The organism is Klebsiella michiganensis (assembly GCF_015139575.1).
In the GTDB taxonomy this organism is placed as follows: Bacteria; Pseudomonadota; Gammaproteobacteria; order Enterobacterales; family Enterobacteriaceae; genus Klebsiella; species Klebsiella michiganensis.
In genome coordinates this window covers 4,365,195-4,385,760 of sequence record NZ_AP022547.1, presented here as the reverse complement: position 1 = coordinate 4,385,760, position 20,566 = coordinate 4,365,195, and the positions used below count along the sequence as shown (strand labels likewise).

The window sequence follows — 20,566 nt, the reverse complement described above, 5'->3', positions numbered from 1 at the left end:
AGGAGGAAACCATCATGCAGGACGACATTCGCGCCTTTATGCCCTATCCGCCGCATCCGGTGGCGCATGCGCTCAGCGGGCCGCTGAGCGGCTTAACCTTTGCGGTCAAAGATCTGTTCGACGTGGCGGGCTACCCAACCGGCGGGGGCAATCCGCACCTGCTGGCGCTGTCCGGGATTAAAAACCGCACCGCGCCGGTGGTGCAAAAGCTGTTAGATAACGGCGCGCGCTTTATCGGCAAAACCCATACCAGCGAGCTGGCGTATTCGATGAGCGGGCACAACGTGCATTACGGTACCCCGCGCAACGGCGCCGCGCCGAATCATATACCCGGCGGATCGTCGTCCGGCTCGGCGTCGGCGGTATCGAACGCGGCGTGCGACTTTGCCCTCGGCAGCGATACCGGCGGTTCGGTACGCACGCCGGCGAGTTACTGCGGACTGTTTGGCCTGCGTCCAACCCACGGCCGTCTCTCCCTCGACGGCTGCCAGCCGCTGTGCGCCACCATGGACACCTGCGGCTTCTTTGCCCGTTCGCCGGAGGTTTTTTCCGCCGTCGCCGCCTGTCTGTTCGACGATGAACGCGCGGATTTCGACGGCGTGCGGCTGGCCTGCCACGATGGGCTGTTTTCCCGCCTGCCGCTGCGCAGCCAGCAGGCGCTGCTGCCGGTCCGCCAACGGCTGGCGCGCTTTTTCGGCCCGTTAGCGCCGCTCGATGCGCCGCTGCCCGACGCTGACGATATTTATCTCGCCTTCCGTCAGATTCAGGGCTACGAAGCGTGGCAGGCGCAGGGCGAAACCATTGAGCGCTATGGTCTGCAGCTAGGCCCGGACGTCCGCGAGCGCTTTTTCTGGGGCAAAGCGGTCACCCGCGCGCAGTTTGACGCCGCCTGCCAGCTGCGCGAGCGTTTTACCGCCTGGTGGGACGCGCAGCTGGGCGATGCGGTCCTGGTGATGCCGACCGTTCCCGATGGCGCGCCGCTGCTGACGGCGCAGGCCGAAGAGATAGAAGCGGTCCGGCGCCTGTCTCACGACCTGCTGTTAATTTCCGTGATGACCCAACGTCCGCAGGTGACGCTGCCGGTCGCCCAGACGGGCGGTCTGCCGCTGGGGATGTCATTTTTAGGCCCGCGCGGCAGCGATCGTCTGCTGGTCGAGCTGGCCGCCGCGTTTATGCAAGGAGACCGAAATGAGCAGTGATGTCCTTTTTACCCCGATGACCGAAACCACCGACTGCCGGGTTAACGGCGAGCGTCTGTGGGAGTCGCTGATGGCGCTGGCGGAAATCGGCGCCACGCCGAAGGGCGGCTGCTGTCGTCTGACGCTCACCGATCTCGATCGCAAGGGGCGGGATTTGGTGATTAGCTGGGCGCAGGCGGCGGGGATGCGCGTCACCGTCGATAAAATCGGCAACGTCTTTATGCGCCGGGAAGGGCGTAATCCGGCGCTGCCGCCGATTGTCTCCGGCAGCCATATTGATACCCAGCCCACCGGCGGCAAATTTGATGGCAACTACGGCGTGCTGGCGGCGCTGGAGGTGGTGCGCACCCTGAACGATCGGCATATCGAAACCGAAGCGCCAATTGAAGTGGTGTTCTGGACCAACGAAGAGGGCTCGCGCTTTGTGCCGGTGATGATGGGCTCCGGGGTGTTTGCCGGAGTATTCCCGCTGGAAACTGTCTATGCCGCGCAGGATGCGGACGGTAAAACCGTGGGCGAGGAGCTGGCGCGCATCGGCTATATCGGCAGCCAGACGCCGGGCGATCATCCGATTGGCGCCTACTTCGAAGCGCATATTGAACAGGGGCCGATTCTGGAAGATGAAGCGAAAATTATCGGTATCGTGCAGGGCGTGCTGGGGATCCGCTGGTATGACTGCGTGGTGACTGGCCAGGAGTCCCACGCCGGACCGACGCCGATGCGCCTGCGTCAGGATGCGCTGCAGGTGGCGACCCGCATTATGCAGGAGGTCGTGGCGATCGCCGGGCGCAGCGAGGAAGGGCGCGGTACGGTAGGGAGGGTGCAGGTCTATCCGAACAGCCGCAACGTGGTGCCGGGAGAGGTCACTTTTTCGATTGATATGCGTAATCTCAGCGATGCGCTGGTGGATGAGATGGACCGCCAGCTGCGGGCGTTTATCGCCGGGGTTGAGCGGGAGAGCGGCCTGAAGGTGGCGCTGAAAGAGGTGAGCCACTATCCGGCGGCGCCGTTCCACCCGGATTGCCAGGCGGCGATCGCCGACGCCGCGCAGCGGCTGGGCTATCCGGCGCGGGAGATTGTCTCCGGCGCCGGGCACGACGCGGTGTATATGAGCTACCTGGCGCCAACGGGGATGATTTTTATCCCCTGCAGGGATGGGATCAGCCACAACGAAATTGAGTATGCGTCGCCGGAGCACGTTGAGGCCGGCGCGAACGTGCTGCTGCAGGTGATGCTGCAGTACGCGCGGGTGGTATAAACGGCCGCTCTCCCCGGTCGCGCTGCGCTTACCGGGGCTACGGGTTTCCAGCCGCCTGCGGGGCAGTAGCCCGGGTAAGGCGTTTACGCCGCGACCCGGGATTTCCGGGGCCGGAGCCTGAGGGAGGCAGATTGGGTAGCCCGGACAGGCGCGTCAAGCGCCGCCTCCGGGAAGGTGTGGTAGGGGTTCCGTTCACCGCTATTTCGCAGAAAATGTCTCACCGTGGTAGGTGAACGGGTAAAGGGGGAGAAAACCGTCTCCCCCTTTACAATCCCCGCGGTCCCGCAAAGAAATCGGTGCTGCGCACTGCGCTCACCTCCCGGACCTCAGCCTGCGGTCGGCTCAACTCGACATCAATGTCTCGATTCGCCTCTGGCCGCCATCCCTGGCGGCCAGCCCTTGTCTTCGGTCCTCCGGTTCGCCGATTTCAGCGGGGGCCAGGGCATCGCTGCATAACACGTTGTTTCAGAGATATCCCCGCTGCTGTATGAAACTCTCCCGGAGGCGGCGCTTGACGCGCCTGTCCGGGCTACCAGGGCTACGGGTTTCCAGCCGTCAGCGGGGAGTAGCCCGGGTAAGGCGTTTACGCCGCGACCCGGGATTTCCGGGCTACAAGGACAATACAGGCTAGCTGCCAAATTTGCGCGAACCGATAACGCATAGAATCACGCCCAGGGTTACGGTCAGCATCAGGCCGTTCTCCCCGGTCGCGCTGCGCTTACCGGGGCTACGGGTTTCCAGCCGTCTGCGGGGCGGTAGCCCGGGTAAGGCGTTTACGCCGCGACCCGGGATTTCCGGGCTACAAGGGCAATACAGGCTAGCTGCCAAATTTGCGCGAACCGATAACGCACAGAATCACGCCCAGCGTCACGGCCAGCATCAATGGGCTGACGGTTTCATGCAAAAGCGCCGCCGCCAGGCCAAGCCCGAAGAACGGCTGTAATAGCTGGAGCTGGCCGACGGCGGCGATACCGCCAGCGGCGAGCCCTTTGTACCAGAAAATAAAGCCGATAAGCATGCTAAAGAGCGACACATAGCCGAGCGCGATCCAGGCGGAAGGCGATATAGCGCCCCATGACGCTGGCCGGGTCATCCACGAGGCCACCAGCATAAAAGGCAGCGCCATAATCAGCGCCCAGCTAATCACCTGCCATCCGCCGCCGCCGGTGGCCAGCTATGCGCCGGAAAGCACGGTTTATATCACCGGTTTTTCGAAAAACGTCGCCACCGGACTGCGCGTGGGGACGGTTGTCTGCCCGTCCCGCTATCGGCCGGAGATTGAGCGCGCTATACGGGCCACCACGTGGAACACCCCTTCGCTGGTGAGTTCGCTGATCTGCGCCTGGATTGAAGACGGCACGGTGGCGCGTTTTGAAGCGCAGAAACGCCAGGATGCGCGGCGGCGGCAGGGGGTTGCCCGTGAGGTTCTCGGCGCGCTTCCCTTCGTCAGCCATCCGGATTCGTATTTTGTCTGGCTGCCTCTGGGCGAGGAGAGTCGGGCCGATCGGCTGGCGAAAACGCTGATGGAGCGCCATATTTCCGTGTCGACCGCCGAGCCTTTTTGCGTTACAGCGAACGTTCCGCAGGCGATCCGCATCGCCCTCGGCTCCGTTCCCTTCGATAGCCTGCGCGCGGCGCTAGTCCAGGTTCGCGAAGCCGTGGAGTATGAGCAATATCGCTAGCGTTTCGGCGGCGAGCGATAGGGTGACTTATTAGTAACGTTTTATGGGGTAAATAGCGGGTTAATAGTCTTAAAATAAATGTTTGTTTTTTATTATTATGATTTATAGGGTTAATTTTAAATTTGATGACAATATAAAATTGTTACGGTAGTGTACAAAACACATCAAGTACGGTTGTGCTGTTGACGCTGAGCGAGCGCACGTCCTGAAGATACGACGTTGTTAATCATTTCAGGGGCGGAGCCGCGCCCTGTTCTGTACAGGATCCTTTTTCAATGCAGCAGCTCTACCTTTATATACTGATTGCCAGCCTGACCATTGCCAGCCCCGGGCCAGGAGTGCTTCTGACGCTGACCAACACCCTGAATTATAATCTGCGTAATGCAATGGCGGGGATTATCGGCGTGGCGGTGGGGATGGGCGTCATATCGATTATTGCTGCCAGCAGCGTTGGCGTGATGATTACCACTTCTCAGCTGACGCTGTTGATAGTCAAGGGGGTTGGGGCGGCCTATCTGATCTATCTGGGCGTAAAGCTCTTTCGCTCGGTGCCCCGCGCGCTGAATCAACCTCTCTCTTCTGCCGATTCAACGATGCCTTCCGCCAGCCAGCGGTTTCGTCAGGGAGTACTGGTGTCGTTGTTTAATCCCAAACCCATTGTGTTTTTTATGGCGCTGTTTCCCCAGTTTATTCATCCGCAGCAGCCCTTTATTCCGCAGTTCAGCGTGCTGTCGATAACCTTCTGTATTCTGGTGGTTGTCATTCATTCACTCTACGGCCTTTTCGCACACAGCGTAAAAACGAAAATGTCGTCCGGGAATGCCTTCGTTAAGCTGAATAAAACCGGTGGCATCGTGTTTGTGTGTTTTGCCGTCGGTCTTATTGTTTCCGCCGTTCATCCTTATTTGTCGCTATCATCGTGAGGCCGCCGCGTTAAGGCAGGGGGCCCTGCGTTCAGCCCATCTGCGCCAGCTGGCCGCGCAGTACCTCCACGCCCTGTTCGATGGCGTCAGGGTGAATGGCGTGGAACCCCATCCGGAAGAAGTTAGCCGGCGGCGCGTCGCTGAGAAAATGCCGCGCGCCGGGCTCAATCAGCACCCCGGCGTGGGCGGCGCGCCAGGTCAGCTGCTGGGTGTTGATTTGCTCCGGCGTGGCCAGCCAGAACGCGTTGGCGTGTTCGCTGCCGGGGATGATGCGGCACTCCGGCAGATGCTGCTGTAGCGCGTTGTTGAGACGGTCCCAGCGCTGGGCAGAGTCGTAATGGTAGCGCCGCAGGTGGGTTTCATAGTGGCCCTGGGCGAGGAAATGGGCCATCTGATACTGAATATTGGTCGGCGGATGACGATACACCAGCCGCCGCAGCGCCCGGGCTTCGTCAATCAGATCCGGGTCAGCGACCATAAAGCCCAGCCGCAGGCCCGGCGATAGCGCTTTTGACAGGCTGCTCACGTAGATCACTCTTCCGCAGCGATCGCTGGCCTTCAGCGCCGGCAGCGGGTTGAGCATAAAGTTACTTTCAGAGTCGTAATCGTCCTCAATAATCACCGCATCATGGCGAGCGGCATGCTCCAGCAGCTGATCGCGCCGCGCTTTGCTCATCGCCACCCCGGTTGGCACCTGGTGTCCGGGAGTGACGTAGTAGTAATCGCAGGGGGCGTCGTTGAGGACGATCCCCTGTTCATCCACCGGATGCGGCACGATATCGGTATCGGCAAGCAGAAAGGTGTTAATAGCCTCGCGAAAGCAGGGATTCTCCACGCCAACGCGCGTGCTGGATGACATCAGCAGGCGCGTCAGCAGGTACAGCGCGTTTTGCGAACCGAGGGTAATCAGAATCTCGTCCGGCGAGGCGACAATGCCGCGTTTGGGCAGCACCCGGGTGCGGATCTGCTCAATCAGCATCGGCACGTCGCGATCGATGTGATCCACCACCCACTCCGGGTCGCGCACCCCGCCGTGCAGCCAGTTTGCCGCCGAGCGCCAGGTCGCCAGCGGGAACTGGCGGGTATCCGGCTGGCCGTAGATAAACGGATAGCGGTAGTTCATCCAGCCGGCCGGCTTCAGAATCGACTCCTGCTGGCTGGGGGTGATTTGCAGCCGCGTGCCCCAGCGTGGTGCAGAACCCTCGTCCTGCGGTGCAGCTTCCGGCGCCGAAGAGGGGCTGGCGTGCTGGTAATCCGGATGCAGGTAATAACCGCTGCGCGGGCGACTCACGAGGTATCCCTCGTTAACCAGCCCTTCAAAAACCAGCGCCGTGGTGTTGCGCGAGACCCGCAGCTGGCTGGCCAGCTGGCGGCAGGAGGGGAGCGGCGTGTCGGCGGAAAAAATGCCGCCCAGAATGGCGTTAATCAGCGTCTCGCGCACCTGCTCCTGCAAACCGCGGCGCGGGTCGAAATCAACGTGTAACAGGTGTCGGATCATGCCAGGCTCCTTACTCAAACGCTCAGTACAGACACTGGAGCAAATTCCATACCACCCTGAGAATGACTGACACATCCGCGCGGTGAATCTGGCTCTATCCGGAAATTTAAAACGCTCCCTACAGTAAAAACGTATTCATCAGTCGCGGACCGGAACTTCCGTCGGCACATATTTTGCAAAACCTTTTCATGTTCTGGAGTGAACACGTCTGGCGAATTAATTAGGGGTGAATTAATGAAAAAATCATTAGGTTCAATTTGTCTGGGCGCCATCATGGCGATGGCCTTTTCTTATCACGCAGCCGCCGCGGATCTTCCGGAAATAGAAAAATCCGGCACCCTGAAAGTCGCAACCGAAGATGATTACGCGCCTTTTAACTTTATGAATAACGGCCAGGCGGATGGCTTCAACAAAGATATGCTCGATGAATTACGCAAATACGCGAAATTCAACGTCGACCAGAGCATTTTGCCGTGGACCGGATTACTGGCGGCGGTTTCTACCGGGCAATACGATATGGCCTTAACCGGCGCGGTAATTACCGACGACCGTCTCAAGGTCTTTGATTTCACGCCGCCGTGGGCGTCAGCGCAGCACTATTTTGTCAAACGCGCGGGCGATAATTCATTGAACACCATTGCCGAACTGAGCGGGAAAAAGGTGGGCGTGCAGGCGGGCAGCGCGCTGCTGGCAAGGCTGCCGGAACTGAAAGCGATGCTGGAGAAAACCGGCGGTAAGCTGGGGCCGGTGGTGGAGTATCCCTCCTACCCGGAAGCTTACGCCGATCTTGCCAACAAACGCCTGGACTACGTGATTAACGTGGTTATCTCGGTCAACGACCTGGCGAAGGCCAAGCCGAAGGTGTTCGCCAAAGGTCTGGCGGTATCCGGCCCGGGCTATATGGCCTGGCCGATCCCGAAAAACTCGCCGCAGCTGCTGGCCTATATGACCAAGTTTATGAACCACATGAAGGAGACCGGCAAGCTCGCGGAACTCCAGAAAAAGTGGTTTGGCGAAACCTATGACGATCTTCCGAACGTGCCAATCACCAGCCCGGAACAGTTCCATAAATTGGCCGGTCTGTAATGCGTTCTGCGGCGGGTAACCGCCGCCCGTTGAGTGAAGGAGGGCTTCATGGATGCAATTTCCTGGCAGTTACTGATTGAAGGCGCATGGACGACCCTCTGGATTTCGGCCATCGCCATTGCCTTTGGGGTGGTGATTGGCCTGCTGATTGCGCTGGTGCGCATGCTGCGCATTCCGGTTATCGATCAGCTGCTGGTGGTCTATATCAGCCTCGCCCGCGCGACGCCGCTGGTCACGCTGGTGCTGTTCCTGTTTCTTTCTCTGCCGACCGTCGGGATTAACCTCGACAAAAACGTCGCAGCGATAGTGGCGCTGACGCTCAATACTTCGGCCTTTAACGCCGAAATCTGGCGCAACGCCTTTCGCACTTTTCCCCGCGAACAGCGGGAAGCGGCGGAGTCGGTCGGGATGCGCCGCTGGGCCTACTTCCGCTACATCATGCTGCCGCAGATGTGGATTGAAAGCCTGCCCGCGCTGGTTAACGAGATGTCGTTCCTGATTAAGGGCAGTCCGGCCATTGCGGTGATTGGCGTGGTGGATTTGACGCGCGTCACCAACCGGATTTCTTCGGTCACCTATGAACCGCTTTCGCCAATCCTGGCGGCGGGTCTGCTGTACGTGGTGATTATTGGCCTGCTGCTGAAACTGCAGGGAATGGCCGAGCGTAAAGCGAAGCGTCTGGCACGATAAATACGGGAGGTGCTATGAATCAGTGGGCCGTTATCTGGTCGGTGCGCGACAGCTTTATTGCCGGTTTACTCGCCACCCTTGAGCTTTTTATTACCGCGGCAATTGCTGGATTAATTATCGGCGTTGTCCTGTGCTATTTAAGCGAATATCAAAAGAAAACCCTTAACCGGCTTATTATTGCCTTTGTCAGCTTAATGCGGGCGATTCCCTTTTTGATCCTCGCCTATTTGCTCTATTACGGGCTGCCGCAAGTGGGGATTAGTATGGAGCCCTGGACCGCCGGCTTAATTGCCTTAATTATCTACCACGGCGCCTATTTCTTTGAGATTTTGCGCAGCCAGCGGCGGGTATTTTCCGGTGGCTATATCGAGGCGGCGGTCGCGCAGGGGTTTTCGCGCTACAAAATATTCCGCCGCATTATTCTGCCCAATATTCTCTCTTCCGCGCTCCCGCTGATGGGGAACCAGCTGATTATCTGCCTGAAAGATACCGCTTTCCTCAGCATTATCACCGTCCAGGAGATAACCGCTGCGGCTAACAGCGTGCAGGCCACCTATTTTATCCCGTTTAACGCTTTTATCGTCGCGATTGGGCTCTACTGGGCGATCAGCATCCTGCTGGAGCTGCTGATTAAACGCCTGAGCGCCTGGGGAGTCAGAAGAGGAATGAGTCATGTCTGATACTACTGCTGTAAGCGTCAAAAACGTCTCTAAACAGTTTGATAACGTGGAAGTTCTGCGTGATATCAACCTGACGGTAGAAAAGGGGACCGTGGTGAGCATTCTCGGCTCGTCGGGGTCGGGTAAATCGACGCTGCTGCGCTGCATGAACTGGCTGGAACAGCCGGATCGCGGCGAGATCCGCATCAGCGGCCAGCGGCTGGGGATTGATGAGCATAATGGCCGCGCGATGTCCCATCGCCAGCTGTCGAAAATCCGCGAGCGGGTTGGCATGGTGTTTCAGAGCTTTAACCTGTGGCCGCACCTGACGGTGCAGCAGAACGTCAGCGAAGCGCTGCTGCACGTGAAGGGGATGAAGCGTGATGAAGCGAAAGCTATCGCCATGCAGCAGCTGGAGAAAGTGGGGATGGCGCATAAAGCCGACGTTTACCCGATTACGCTCTCCGGTGGACAGAAGCAGCGGGTGGCGATTGCCCGTTCGCTGGCGATGTCGCCGGAGGTGATTCTGTTTGATGAGCCGACGTCGGCGCTGGACCCCGAGCTGGTCAACGAGGTGCTGGGTGTGATGAAGGCGCTGGCCGCCGAGGGCTACACGATGGTGGTGGTGACCCACGAGATGGATTTTGCGCGCCAGGTCTCCGATGAGGTGGTGTTTCTAGAGAAGGGGTTGTTGATTGAGAAAGCGCCGCCGGAGAAGTTTTTCACCAACCCGGATTCCGAGCGCGTCAGGCAGTTTTTGCAGAGCAGTCGGTAAGCATCAGCGGCCGTTCTCCCCGGTCGCGCTGCGCTTACCGGGGCTACGGGGTTCCAGCCGTCAGCGGGGAGTAGCCCGGACAGGCGCGATAAGCGCCGCCTCCGGGACGGTGTTCGTGCAGCTACGATATGCCTCTGAAACAACGTGATATGCAGGGGAGTAGCCCGGGTAAGGCGTTTACGCCGCGACCCGGGATTTCCGGGCTCGGTGTTGGAGGGTGGCAGATTGGGTAGCCCTGACAGGCGCTTCAAGCGCCGCCCCCGGGACGGTGTGGTAGGGGTTCCGTTCACCGCTATTTCGCAGAAAATGTCTCACCGTGGTAGGTGAACGGGTAAAGGGGGAGAAAACCGTCTCCCCCTTTACAATCCCCGCGGTCCCGCAAAGAAATCGGTGCTGCGCACTGCGCTCACCTCCCGGACCTCAGCCTGCGGTCGGCTCAACTCGACATCACTGTCTCGATTCGCCTCTGTCCGCCATCCCTGGCGGCCAGCCCTTGTCTTCGGTCCTCCGGTTCGCCGATTTCAGCGGGCACCAGGGCATCGCTGCATAACACGTTGTTTCAGAGACATATCCGTAGCTGCATGAAACATTCCCGGAGGCGGCGCTTACGCGCCTCTCCGCTCTACCAAACCTTAATCCCGATCGATGGCGAACGGCTGCCAGGCCTGACGCACCGGCATCACCTCGACCCGGTTGATATTCATATGGTCCGGCAGCGTGGCGATGTAGAACATCTGTTCGGCAATATCCCGCGCGCTCAGCGGCGTGGTACCGCGATACAGGTTGTCCGACGCCGCCTGGTCGCCTTTGGTGCGCACCAGGGTAAATTCCGTTTCGGCAATGCCCGGTGCGAGATCGGTCACGCGCACCCCGGTCCCGAGCAGATCGCAGCGCAGGTTATAGCTGAACTGCTTCACGAAAGCCTTACTGGCGCCGTAGACGTGGCTGCCGGGATAGGGCCACTGCCCGGCGATAGAGCCAATATTGATGATGCTCGCCCCCGCGCCGTGGTTAATCAGCGTCGGCAGCAGCGCGTGGGTCACGTTGACCAGCCCGGTGACGTTGGTGTCGATCATCGTTTTCCAGTCGTCCAGATCCACTTTCTGCGCGGGCTGCGGCGACAGCGCCAGCCCGGCGTTGTTAATCAGCGTCGTGATATCGGCGAAGCCCGCGGGCAGCGCCGCCACGGCCGCGGCCACCGCATCGCTATCGCGTACGTCGAGTTCGATAATGTGCACCGGCACCTGCGAGGCGAGCTTATCCTGTAGCGTCTTCAGCCGCGCAAAGCGGCGTCCGCTCAGCACCAGCGACCAGCCCGCATCGGCGAAGACCTGCGCCGCTGCTTCCCCAAATCCCGAGGTCGCCCCGGTAATAAACACCACTTTGCTCGTTGCCATTTCATTCTCCTGTGCAGGTTGTCGCTCCCACTATAAAAACCGCGCGCGTGCGGGCACAGGGCCAGTCGGCGCGCGGCGATGTGACACGGTGTCACATCATTTTCGCCTGACTGGCTCTATCCGTTTCTCCCCCGCACGGCCAATGATGAGGCCAACAACAACGACATGAGAGAGGGCAGGGTATGAAGCTGGCACTACAGAACGAGGTAGCGATAAGCAATGATGAAGTTCGGCAGCTGGATCGCGCTTATGTGTTTCATTCATGGTCGATGCAGGGCAATTTACATCCACTGGTGATCGCCGGGGCAAAAGGCTGCGAGCTGTGGGATTACGAAGGCAATACTTACCTGGATTTCAGCAGCCAGCTGGTCAACGTCAACATTGGCTATCAGCATCCTCGCGTGCTGGCGGCGATGAAAGCCCAGCTGGAAGAGCTGGTGACCATCGCGCCCGCCACAGCCAACCTCGCCCGCGGCGAAGCGGCGAAGCGGATTGTCGAGCTGGCGCCGGAAGGCTTTAGCAAAGTGTTCTTCACCAACGCCGGCGCCGACGCTAACGAGAACGCCATCCGTATGGCGCGGCTCTATACCGGGCGCGATAAAGTGCTCTCCGCCTATCGCTCCTATCACGGTAATACCGGCAGCGCGATTGCCGCCACCGGCGACTGGCGCCGCGTGCCGAATGAGTATTCACGCGGTCACGTGCACTTCTTTAATCCCTATCGCTACCGCAGCGAATTTAACGCCACGACGGAAGAGGAGGAGTGCCAGCGCGCGCTGGCCCATCTGCGGCGGATGATTGAGTGCGAAGGCCCGAACGCGATAGCCGCGATTCTGCTGGAGTCGATTCCGGGCACCGCCGGGATTCTTGTCCCGCCGGAGGGCTATATGCAGGGCGTGCGGGCGCTGGCCGACGAGTTTGGCATTGTGCTGATCCTCGATGAAGTGATGGCCGGTTTTGGTCGTACCGGGAGCTGGTTCGCCTTCGAGCAGGATGGCGTGGTGCCGGATCTGGTGACTTTCGCCAAAGGGGTTAACGCCGGCTACGTCCCGGCCGGCGGCGTGCTGATTAGCGAGCCAATCGCCCGCTACTTTGATGACCATTTCTTTGCCGGGGGGCTGACCTATTCCGGCCATCCGCTGGCGATGGCGGCGATTGTCGCCACCATTGACGCGATGAAGGAAGAGAAGGTGGTGGAGAACGCGGCGACCATCGGCAACGAAGTGCTGCGTCCGGGGCTGGAAGCGCTGGCGGAGAAGCACGCGATTATCGGCAACGTGCGCGGCCGCGGTCTGTTCCAGGCGCTGGAGCTGGTCAGCAGCCGCGAGCGGAAAACTCCGCTGACCGCTGCCGATATGGCGGCCATTAAAGGCGCGTTAACCGAAGCCGGCCTGCTGGCGTTTGTGGTGGAGAACCGCATTCACGTGGTGCCGCCGTGCACCATCAGCGCCGAACAGGTGGCAAAAGGGCTGGCGATTTTTGATGCGGTATTCGCCCGCTTCGCGAGCCTGGCGAAATAAGGGGATGATTTCCCGGGTCGCGGCGTAAATGCCTTACTCGGGCGACCTTCTCGCAGATGGCGGTGAACCCGTAGCCCCGCTAAGCGTAGCGCGAGCGGGGGCGGGTTTTCAGCCTATCCGATGTTCGCCGTTCACCAGCGCTTCGCGGTCAAAGAAGCGCTGAATCACGCCTTCCGCCATAAACGCCGCCCGGTCCGACATATGGGCAATCACATCGGCATCATGGCTGACCAGCAGATAGGTCATTCCGTGCTCCTGCTTTAGCCGATTGAGCAGATTCAGTATTTCCGCCTGCACCGACATATCCAGCGCCGACGTTGGCTCATCCAGCAGCAGAATCTTTGGCCGCAGCAGCAGCGCGCGAGCAATCGCCACCCGCTGGCGCTGGCCGCCGGAAAGCTGGTGCGGATAGCGGCGTGCGGCGTCGGCAGGCAGCCCCACCTCTTGCAGGGCGGTGGACACCCGCTGTTCGATCTCGCCGATAGCGTGAATTTTCAGCGGCTCCGCCAGCGTGCGCCATAGCGTATGATTGGGATGCAGCGAAGCGTACGGGTCCTGAAACACCATCTGTACGTTGCGCCGCAGCTCGCCCTGAAAACGCAGGCCCGGCGTAATGGCCTTATCGAACAGTTCAACGCGGCCGCGCCAGTCCCGCTGCAGCCCGGCTAACACCCGGAGAATCGTTGATTTTCCGCAGCCGGATGCGCCGATCAGGCTGAACGTTTCTCCCGCGTCAACGGCAAAGCTGGCGGCGGACACCGCGGTTTTTTCGCCAAAAATAACCTGTAAATCCTTGAGATTAACGACCACCATGAGCCGCCTCCGTCAAGTTCAGGGTTCGGTCGAGGGTCGGCAGCATCTGACCGTAAGTTTGCGCGGCCGGGCGACAGGTCCAGAGCGTACGGGTGTAGGGATGCGTCGCCGTCGGCAGATCTCGCGCCGCCATCTCATCGACCTTTTCCCCTTGATACAGGACCAGCACCCGCTGGCAGTGCTCGGCCACCAGCGGCAGGTCGTGGCTAATCAACAGCATCGCCATCCGCCGCTGTTCGCACTGCTCTACCAGCAGTTCGAGGATCTGATTGCGCAGCCGGGCATCGAGGGCTGAAGTGGGCTCATCGGCGATCAGCACCTGCGGATTATTGAGCAGCGCAAGGGCAATCATCACCCGCTGGCCCATCCCGCCGGAGAGTTCGCCTGGATAACGGTTGAGCACCGGTAAATCCAGACCGACGGCGGCAACGGCGGCTTTGACCGCCTCCAGCCGCGCGCGGCGGCTAAGGCGCTGATGCAGAGTTAATGCCTCTTCCAGCTGCGCCTGAATGCTTTTTACCGGATTGAGCGCGTAGCGCGGGTCCTGCAGCACCATCGCTATATCGTTGCCGCGTAGCTCGCGCCAGCCGCGGTCGCGAAGGGTTAATGCGTCGCGCCCCAGCACGTTGAGCGCCTCGGCGCTGACGACGCCGGGCCGGCGTACCAGCCCCATCAGGGCGCGGGCGGTCATGGATTTACCGGAGCCGGATTCGCCGACCAGCGCCAGCCGCTCGTTGCCGAGCGTGAAGCTTAAATGGTCCACCACTCTGGCGGTGGGATAGTCGATGGTCAGACCCTGAACGATCAGGCGAGTATCAGTCATGTTGCGGCTCCAGAACGTCGCGCAGGCCATCGCCCAGCAGGTTAAACGCCAGGCTGGCGATCAGGATAACGGCGCCAGGGGCGGCGGCGATCCACCACTGGTCGAAAATGACCTGCATGCCGTCGGCGATCATCGCGCCCCATTCCGCCATTGGCGGGCGGGCGCCGAGGCCGAGGAAGCCAAGACCGGCAGCGGCGAGAATAATCCCGGCTAAATCCAGCGCCAGCCGGACGATGGCCGAGGGCAGACAGAGCGGCAGAATATGACCTATCAGCAGACGCCGGCCGCGAATGCCCATCATCTCCGCCGCCGCCAGATAGTCGCTATGGCGCAAGCGCTGAATTTCGCTGCGCGCCTGACGGGCGTAAGCGGGCCAGGTCGTCAGCGCCAGCGCCAGGGCGCCGTTCACCAGGCCCGGGCCGAGCATCGCGACAAACGCGAAGGCCAGAATCAGCCGCGGCATCGACATTACCACGTCGGTAAAACGCATCAGCACGCGTTCCAGCCAGCCGCCGTAATAGCCGGACAGGATCCCCACCAGCAGACCGGCGGGGAGCGTAATCGCCGTCACCAGCGCGACCAGCCCCAGCGCCGGACGGGCGCCGAAAATCAGCCTTGAGAGAAGATCGCGGCCGTAGCTGTCGGTGCCGAGCCAGTGCCGCGGGCCCGGACCCTGCAGCCGCGCAGCGGCGTCCTGCCAGTTCGGGTCGAGCGGAGCCAGCCAGGGCGCAAAGAGCGCAGTCAGCAGGAGTAACGTAATGATGATCAGACCGCAAAAGGCGGCGGGAGAACGGCGCAGGCGGCGTAAAAACAGATAGCCCGGCATCAGCGTATCCTCGGGTCGGTCAGCCGCACCAGCAGGTCGGTGAGGTTATTAATCAGCACAAAGCTCGCGCCGATCAGCAGCGTACCGCCCATAATCGCCGTGGTATCGCCGGCAAAGAGCGCGGTGGTCAGATAGCGGCCAATTCCCGGCCAGGAGAAGACGGTTTCGGTCAGCACCGCGCCTTCCAGCATGGCGGTCCAGGCGAGGGCGGTCACCGTCAGCAGGGTGCCGCGGATATTGGGCAGGACGTGACGCAGTAGAATCGTCATCTCACCGGCCCCTTTGGCGCGGGCCAGCAGGATGTACTCTTTGTTCATTTCGCTCAGGCAGGCGGAACGGGTCAGGCGAGTAATGCTCGCCAGAGAATAATAGGCCAACAGCAGCACCGGCAGCAGCAGGTGCCCGGCGGCGTTTTTAACCGCCTCTTTATCACCCGAGAGCCAGGTATCAATGAGCGCAAAGCCGGTGCGCGGTTCGACGGTGTACTGATAGATATCGTCCAGCCGCCCCGGCCCCGGCGTCCACTGCAGTTTGGCGTAAAACAGCGCCAGCATCAGCAGACCGAGCCAGAAGATCGGCACCGAGTTGCCGAGCAGCGTAAAGGTGCGCATCGCCAGATCCCACGGCGAGCCGACGTAGCGGGCGCAGAGAACGCCTGCGATAACGCCCGACAGCGCGCCGATAATCAGCGCCAGCGTGGCCAGTTCGAGGGTGGCCGGGAACGCGGCAAGCAGGTCGTGCAGCACCGGCTGGCCGGTTGAGCTGGCGATACCGAGATCGCCGTGGGCGAGATTCACCAGATAGCGCCAGAACTGGAGCGGCAACGGCTGGTCGAGGCCGAGCTGGTGACGTACCTGATCATAGGTGGACTGACTGGCGTGGTCGCCGACGATTTGCAGCACCCGATCAACCGGCGACAGCGCCGAGAGCGCAAAGGTCACCAGCAGCAGGCCGAGCAGCGTCAGGGCCAGCGTCAGCAGTCCCTGAAACAGCGCGAGCAGGGGGCGTTTTGCGCGCCGCTCTGCTCGGGGGGGTAACACAGCAGACATGGTTATTCCGTTGGTAAAAAGTACAGTGTTATCAGCTGGCGCGATCTGTTGTTGTAGCCCGGTCAGCGCAGCGCCACCGGGAAAACATAAGGTATCGGGGCCTGCGTTCCCGGAGGCGGCGCGTTGCGCCTGTCCGGGCTACCTGATCGTACCTGCCCCAGGCGTTATTTGGTTACCCGGTCATACCAGACCATATCGGCATTGAGACCCTGCTGATAACCTTTCACGTTATCGCGAACCACAATCTGGGTTTTACCCTGATCGATAAATACGTAAGGCGAACTGCGCTGCAGCGCCTCCTGCATGTTTTTATACAGATCCAGGCGCTTCGCTGCGTCCGGCTCGGCGACTGCCGCCAGGGTCGCTTTATTCAGCTCCGGGATCTGCCAGCCGTTTAGCCCGGCGACGGTACTGGATTTACCGTCGTTGTACGCAAAGGCGCTGGCGTTAGAGTGGGCATCGAAATAGTCAGGGATCCACAGCCGAATCGCCGCCTGATGCTGTTTGGCGCGCACGCGAGCATAGACCTGGCTACCCGCGGCCGGCAGCAAATCCACCTTCACGCCGCCCTGGGCGAAGCTCGCCTGCATCGACTGGGCGATGGTGATAAACGGCGGCTTGTTTTCGACGTCGAGGGTGAAATGCGCCTCTTTGATGCCCGCTTTAGCGAGGATGTCTTTGGCTTTTTGCGGGTTGAATGTAAACGGGTTATTGTCCAGCGCGCCCGGCAGGCCGACCGGCAGGAAGCTCTGATGGACGAAATATTGCCCCTTCAGCAAATCTTTCGTGATGCCGTTGTAATCTACCAGCCAGCGCGCCGCTTCCCAGAAGGCCGGGTTTTTCAGCAGCGGGTTGGCGCTGTTGCCGGTATTAAAGACCAGATAGTTCTGCTCAGCGGAAGGGATGCTGAGGACCTTGACGCCCGGTTTACCCTGTAGAGCCGCAATCTGGTCGGCGCCGAGATCGCGCGCCACGTCGGCATCACCCTGCTGGATGAGAAGACGACGTGAGGCCGGGTCCGGAACGTTCTTAATAATGATGCTTTTCAGCTTCGGCGCGCCGCCGGGTGCGCTGCTGTTGGCCTCCAGCACGATGGCCTGATGCGGCTGATAGACCCGCATTTTATACGCGCCGCTGCCCGCCGAGTGCATTTTCAGCCAGCCGTTACCGAAGTCGTTATCTTTGGCGTTCGGGGCGACCTGTTTCTCATCGACGATAGAGGCGATCGGCGTGGAGAGAATATTCAGCGCCACCGCCGGGCTGACGTCGGCGGTCCAGCGTAGCTCCAGGGTATGGTCGTCTAGCTTCTTCAGCTGGCTGGCGATGTTATCCGGCTGCCAGCCGAGGACGTTAAGAATAAACGCCGGCGATTTGTTCAGGATGACCGCGCGGGTGTACGAGTAAATGACATCTTCCGGGCGCAGCGGGTTACCGGAGGCGAATTTGGCGTCGGGCTTTAGCTTAATGGTCAGGGTTTTCGCCGCCGGATCGGCCTGCCAGCTTTCGGCCAGGATCGGGGTGATTTTTTCAGGGTTATCGCGGTCCGGCTGCACCAGGCGCTGATAAAGGCTCGGTACCGTCTGGATGCTCGAGAGCTCGTTGGCTTCCGCCGGGTCGAGGCTGACGATATCGTCGAGGCCCTGCGCGACCACCAGGGTCCCCGGCGGCGTGGCGGCGTCAACGGCGGCGGATAACGCGGCGAGCACCAGCAGCGGCAGCAGTTTTTTAGTCATATGCGATCCCTGAAAAAAGTTATTGTGATTATTGATGTTTCGCTACGTTAGGCCGCTTAATTACGGGCGTAAAGTCAAAGATCGGCTAAGTTTATGCTTAAAAAGCATAAGCAAGACCAAGGGGTTATGACGATCGATCGTACCGGGCATCTTCCGGCCATTCGCCTTTCTTGATATAACAATTTGATAACACTACGGGAGAGATAAGCGTGCCGGAAATTAATGAATTTGGTCAGCAGGTCAACGATCGCGTGCCAGGGTGGCAGGGCGCGGGACTTCTGCGCCGCACGGCGTTAAATGGCCGCTTTTGCCGGCTGGAGCCGCTGGATACCGAGCGGCATGCGGCGGATCTGTTTGCCGCCTATGCCCTCGGCGACGACAGCGACTGGACCTGGCTTGCCAGCAACTGTCCACAGAGCGTGGAGTCAACGGCGAACTGGATCACCGGTAAGGTTATGGACGACGGGCTGGTGCCGTATGCGGTTATCGATTTGCGCGCCGAGCGAGCCGTCGGGCTGGTCAGCTATATGGCGATTGAGCGGGCGATGGGCACGGTGGAGATAGGGCACGTCACCTGGTCGCGGGCGATGAAAAATACGCCGCTCGGGACCGAGGCGGTGTGGCTGCTGCTGCAAAATGGTTTTGCTCACGGCTATCGTCGGCTGGAGTGGAAGTGCGATTCGATGAATCTCGCCTCCCGCCGCGCCGCCGACCGGCTGGGGTTTACCTGGGAGGGGCGTCTTCGTCAGAGGATGGTACGCAAAGGACGCACCCGCGATAGCGATATGCTGTCGATTATCGATAGCGAATGGCCCGCGCGCGACGCGGCGCTGCGGGCGTGGCTGGCGCCGGAGAACTTTGATGCTGATGGACGGCAGCTAAAGCGGCTGGAAGATTTCCGCTAGTTTTTCCTCACCCTAACCCTCTCCCGCAGGGAGAGGGGTGGGGGCTTACTCTTACCGGCGAACCGGCGCGCCGTTCGCCACGTAATACGCCGCGGTGCTCTTCGGCAGCGGCTGACGGCCGCGAATGGCGTCAGCCATTTTTTCGCCAATCATGATGGTGGTCGCGTTAAGGTTGCCGGTAATAATCTGCGGCATAATCGAGGCGTCGACCACGCGCAGGCCTTCCAGCCCGTGAACCCGACCTTCGCCATCCACCACCGCCATCTCGTCGTAGCCCATTTTACAGGTGCCGCACGGATGGAAGGCGGTTTCCGCATGATTGCGCACAAACTCATCCAGCTCGGCATCGCTCTGGCACTCCGCCCCCGGACTGATCTCCCGGCCGCGATAGTTATCCAGCGCCGGCTGATGCATGATTTCGCGGGTAATGCGAATCGCGTCGCGGAACTCCTGCCAGTCCTGTTCGCTGGACATATAGTTAAACAGAATCGCCGGATGTTCGTGCGGGTCGCGCGACTTCAGACGCACGTGGCCGCGGCTTGGGGAGCGCATGGAGCCGACGTGGCACTGGAATCCGTGCTCTTTCACCGCGTTTGAGCCGTTGTAGTTAATCGCGACCGGCAGGAAGTGGTACTGAATATTCGGCCACGCAAAGGCTTCCCGGCTGCGAATAAATCCGCCCGCTTCAAACTGGTTGCTGGCGCCGATGCCGGTCCCGCCGAACAGCCATTCGGCGCCGATTTTCGGCTGGTTCCACCACTGCAGCGCCGGGTAAAGCGACACCGGCTCTTTACATTCGTACTGCAGATACATCTCCAGATGATCCTGCAGGTTCTCGCCGACGCCGGGCAGGGCGTGAACCAGCGGAATATCGAACTGGCGTAACAGTTCCGGGCTGCCGACGCCGGAGCGCTGCAGGATTTGCGGCGAAGCGATGGCGCCCGCGCAGAGCAGCACTTCTTTACTGGCGGTGGCGTTTGACGGCGCGGTGCTGTCGCCCTCCAGCCACTCGACGCCGACGGCGCGTTTGCCGGCAAAAATAATGCGATCGGTCAGCGCATGGGTGCGAATGGTCAGATTGGGGCGCGCGCGCGCCTGGTCGAGATAGCCGCGCGCGGTACTGGCGCGGCGTCCCTGCGGCGTCACGGTACGATCCATGGGGCCAAACCCTTCCTGCTGGTAGCCGTTAAGATCGTCGGTGCGCGGGTAGCCGGCCTGTACGCCGGCTTCAATCATCGCGTGGAACAGCGGATTGTTGCCCTGCTTTGGCGTGGTGACGCTGACCGGGCCGTCGCCGCCGTGGTAGTCGTTGGCGCCAATATCGCGGGTTTCCGCTTTGCGGTAGTAGGGCAGGCAGTCGAGGTAGCTCCAGTGCTCAAGCCCCGGCGCCGAGGCCCAGTTATCGAGATCCATAGCGTTGCCGCGGATATAGCACATGCCGTTGATTAACGAGGATCCGCCGAGGCCCTTACCGCGTCCGCACTCCATGCGGCGATGGTTCATATGCGGTTCAGGTTCGGTCTCGTAGGCCCAGTTATAGCGCCGACCCTGTAGAGGAAAGGCCAGCGCGGCGGGCATCTGGGTGCGGAAGTCGAAACGGTAATCCGGGCCGCCCGCTTCCAGCAGCAGGACGGTGGTCTGGGGATCTTCCGTCAGTCGTGTAGCCAGTACGTTGCCGGCGGAACCGGCACCAATAATAATGTAGTCAAACTGCAAAAATGACCTCCTGG

The 20,566-nt window shown here is 60.7% G+C and carries 17 protein-coding genes and 2 pseudogenes; 10 read left to right on the top strand and 9 right to left on the bottom strand.

The genetic code is table 11. From position 1 onward, the window contains the following. Positions 1-14 precede the first annotated feature (14 nt). A complete protein-coding gene (locus JLG71_RS20660) occupies positions 15-1,199 on the top strand; it encodes an amidase (protein WP_032748603.1) in 1,185 nt (394 codons plus the stop codon). Continuing rightward, a complete protein-coding gene (locus JLG71_RS20655; RefSeq protein WP_025107062.1) occupies positions 1,189-2,457 on the top strand; it encodes a Zn-dependent hydrolase in 1,269 nt (422 codons plus the stop codon). Before JLG71_RS20660 ends, JLG71_RS20655 begins: the two co-directional genes overlap by 11 nt. 817 nt (positions 2,458-3,274) lie before the next feature. On the opposite strand, the pseudogene JLG71_RS20650 reads toward JLG71_RS20655, so the two are convergent. Then, positions 3,275-3,616 (bottom strand): annotated as a pseudogene (locus JLG71_RS20650) (EamA family transporter); the annotation flags it as partial. Here JLG71_RS20650 and JLG71_RS20645 point away from each other — a divergent pair. Both JLG71_RS20645 and JLG71_RS20640 read left to right on the top strand, forming a co-directional pair. Continuing rightward, positions 3,609-4,139 (top strand): annotated as a pseudogene (locus JLG71_RS20645) (aminotransferase class I/II-fold pyridoxal phosphate-dependent enzyme); the annotation flags it as partial. The pseudogenes JLG71_RS20650 and JLG71_RS20645 overlap by 8 nt on opposite strands. Before the next feature lie 275 nt (positions 4,140-4,414). After that, the gene (locus JLG71_RS20640; protein WP_025107060.1) at positions 4,415-5,062 is read left to right on the top strand and encodes a LysE family translocator; all 648 of its coding nucleotides are present in this window, start codon (positions 4,415-4,417) and stop codon (positions 5,060-5,062) included. Between the two features lie 31 nt (positions 5,063-5,093). Here the strand turns inward: JLG71_RS20640 and pdxR are convergent, their stop codons facing one another. Then, the gene (gene pdxR, locus JLG71_RS20635) at positions 5,094-6,560 is read right to left on the bottom strand and encodes a MocR-like pyridoxine biosynthesis transcription factor PdxR (RefSeq protein WP_014228326.1); all 1,467 of its coding nucleotides are present in this window, start codon (positions 6,558-6,560) and stop codon (positions 5,094-5,096) included. A gap of 234 nt (positions 6,561-6,794) precedes the next feature. Between pdxR and JLG71_RS20630 the strand changes: the two genes are divergently transcribed. The 4 genes from JLG71_RS20630 to JLG71_RS20615 are packed head-to-tail and all read left to right on the top strand — an operon-like array spanning position 6,795 to position 9,770. After that, complete coding sequence (locus JLG71_RS20630) at positions 6,795-7,646, top strand: transporter substrate-binding domain-containing protein (protein WP_004848610.1); 852 nt, start codon at positions 6,795-6,797, stop codon at positions 7,644-7,646. Between the two features lie 48 nt (positions 7,647-7,694). After that, entirely contained in the window at positions 7,695-8,336 is a 642-nt protein-coding gene (locus tag JLG71_RS20625; protein WP_004100025.1) for an amino acid ABC transporter permease, read from the top strand. 14 nt (positions 8,337-8,350) lie between these two features. Then, complete coding sequence (locus JLG71_RS20620; RefSeq protein WP_009653202.1) at positions 8,351-9,016, top strand: amino acid ABC transporter permease; 666 nt, start codon at positions 8,351-8,353, stop codon at positions 9,014-9,016. Beyond that, entirely contained in the window at positions 9,009-9,770 is a 762-nt protein-coding gene (locus JLG71_RS20615) for an amino acid ABC transporter ATP-binding protein (RefSeq protein WP_014228328.1), read from the top strand. The genes JLG71_RS20620 and JLG71_RS20615 overlap by 8 nt, the downstream gene beginning before the upstream one ends. Positions 9,771-10,402: 632 nt before the next feature. Here JLG71_RS20615 and JLG71_RS20610 read toward each other — a convergent pair. Beyond that, on the bottom strand, positions 10,403-11,167 hold the full coding sequence (locus tag JLG71_RS20610; protein ID WP_014228329.1) for an SDR family NAD(P)-dependent oxidoreductase: 765 nt from the start codon (positions 11,165-11,167) through the stop codon (positions 10,403-10,405). 182 nt (positions 11,168-11,349) lie between these two features. Between JLG71_RS20610 and JLG71_RS20605 the strand changes: the two genes are divergently transcribed. Next, a complete protein-coding gene (locus tag JLG71_RS20605; protein WP_200913788.1) occupies positions 11,350-12,687 on the top strand; it encodes an aspartate aminotransferase family protein in 1,338 nt (445 codons plus the stop codon). A gap of 108 nt (positions 12,688-12,795) precedes the next feature. Here JLG71_RS20605 and JLG71_RS20600 read toward each other — a convergent pair whose 3' ends face one another. The 5 genes from JLG71_RS20600 to JLG71_RS20580 all read right to left on the bottom strand — a co-directional run bounded on the left by JLG71_RS20600 (position 12,796) and on the right by JLG71_RS20580 (position 17,931). Then, positions 12,796-13,500, bottom strand: coding sequence for an ABC transporter ATP-binding protein (locus JLG71_RS20600; RefSeq protein ID WP_200913787.1), 705 nt, complete (start codon positions 13,498-13,500; stop codon positions 12,796-12,798). Then, positions 13,487-14,323: an ABC transporter ATP-binding protein gene (locus tag JLG71_RS20595; RefSeq protein ID WP_046876883.1), complete on the bottom strand. Its 837-nt coding sequence runs from the start codon at positions 14,321-14,323 to the stop codon at positions 13,487-13,489. The genes JLG71_RS20600 and JLG71_RS20595 overlap by 14 nt, the downstream gene beginning before the upstream one ends. Next, positions 14,316-15,149: an ABC transporter permease gene (locus JLG71_RS20590; protein ID WP_186006328.1), complete on the bottom strand. Its 834-nt coding sequence runs from the start codon at positions 15,147-15,149 to the stop codon at positions 14,316-14,318. Before JLG71_RS20590 ends, JLG71_RS20595 begins: the two co-directional genes overlap by 8 nt. Continuing rightward, positions 15,149-16,198 (bottom strand): ABC transporter permease, encoded by a 1,050-nt coding sequence (locus tag JLG71_RS20585; RefSeq protein WP_064358083.1) that lies wholly within the window; start codon positions 16,196-16,198, stop codon positions 15,149-15,151. Before JLG71_RS20585 ends, JLG71_RS20590 begins: the two co-directional genes overlap by 1 nt. 164 nt (positions 16,199-16,362) lie before the next feature. Beyond that, a complete protein-coding gene (locus tag JLG71_RS20580; protein ID WP_064375717.1) occupies positions 16,363-17,931 on the bottom strand; it encodes an ABC transporter substrate-binding protein in 1,569 nt (522 codons plus the stop codon). A gap of 209 nt (positions 17,932-18,140) precedes the next feature. Here JLG71_RS20580 and JLG71_RS20575 point away from each other — a divergent pair, with 209 nt between their 5' ends. Beyond that, positions 18,141-18,836 carry a GNAT family N-acetyltransferase gene (locus JLG71_RS20575; protein WP_049084278.1) on the top strand — a complete coding sequence of 232 codons (696 nt, stop codon included), beginning with the start codon at positions 18,141-18,143 and terminating at the stop codon, positions 18,834-18,836. 51 nt (positions 18,837-18,887) lie between these two features. Here the strand turns inward: JLG71_RS20575 and betA are convergent, their stop codons facing one another. After that, a complete protein-coding gene (betA, locus tag JLG71_RS20570; protein WP_200913786.1) occupies positions 18,888-20,552 on the bottom strand; it encodes a choline dehydrogenase in 1,665 nt (554 codons plus the stop codon). Between the last annotated feature and the right edge of the window lie 14 nt (positions 20,553-20,566).

What these genes read in the sequence shown, in the direction of transcription:
- JLG71_RS20595 (WP_046876883.1), bottom strand. Translation starts at nt 14,323, where the DNA reads ATGACTGATACTCGCCTGATCGTTCAGGGTCTGACCATCGACTATCCC.
- JLG71_RS20580 (WP_064375717.1), bottom strand. Translation starts at nt 17,931, where the DNA reads ATGACTAAAAAACTGCTGCCGCTGCTGGTGCTCGCCGCGTTATCCGCC.
- JLG71_RS20640 (WP_025107060.1), top strand. Translation starts at nt 4,415, where the DNA reads ATGCAGCAGCTCTACCTTTATATACTGATTGCCAGCCTGACCATTGCC.
- JLG71_RS20600 (WP_200913787.1), bottom strand. Translation starts at nt 13,500, where the DNA reads ATGGTGGTCGTTAATCTCAAGGATTTACAGGTTATTTTTGGCGAAAAA.
- JLG71_RS20625 (WP_004100025.1), top strand. Translation starts at nt 7,695, where the DNA reads ATGGATGCAATTTCCTGGCAGTTACTGATTGAAGGCGCATGGACGACC.
- JLG71_RS20585 (WP_064358083.1), bottom strand. Translation starts at nt 16,198, where the DNA reads ATGTCTGCTGTGTTACCCCCCCGAGCAGAGCGGCGCGCAAAACGCCCC.
- JLG71_RS20620 (WP_009653202.1), top strand. Translation starts at nt 8,351, where the DNA reads ATGAATCAGTGGGCCGTTATCTGGTCGGTGCGCGACAGCTTTATTGCC.
- JLG71_RS20605 (WP_200913788.1), top strand. Translation starts at nt 11,350, where the DNA reads ATGAAGCTGGCACTACAGAACGAGGTAGCGATAAGCAATGATGAAGTT.
- JLG71_RS20610 (WP_014228329.1), bottom strand. Translation starts at nt 11,167, where the DNA reads ATGGCAACGAGCAAAGTGGTGTTTATTACCGGGGCGACCTCGGGATTT.
- pdxR (WP_014228326.1), bottom strand. Translation starts at nt 6,560, where the DNA reads ATGATCCGACACCTGTTACACGTTGATTTCGACCCGCGCCGCGGTTTG.
- JLG71_RS20630 (WP_004848610.1), top strand. Translation starts at nt 6,795, where the DNA reads ATGAAAAAATCATTAGGTTCAATTTGTCTGGGCGCCATCATGGCGATG.
- JLG71_RS20615 (WP_014228328.1), top strand. Translation starts at nt 9,009, where the DNA reads ATGTCTGATACTACTGCTGTAAGCGTCAAAAACGTCTCTAAACAGTTT.
- JLG71_RS20655 (WP_025107062.1), top strand. Translation starts at nt 1,189, where the DNA reads ATGAGCAGTGATGTCCTTTTTACCCCGATGACCGAAACCACCGACTGC.
- JLG71_RS20590 (WP_186006328.1), bottom strand. Translation starts at nt 15,149, where the DNA reads ATGCCGGGCTATCTGTTTTTACGCCGCCTGCGCCGTTCTCCCGCCGCC.
- JLG71_RS20660 (WP_032748603.1), top strand. Translation starts at nt 15, where the DNA reads ATGCAGGACGACATTCGCGCCTTTATGCCCTATCCGCCGCATCCGGTG.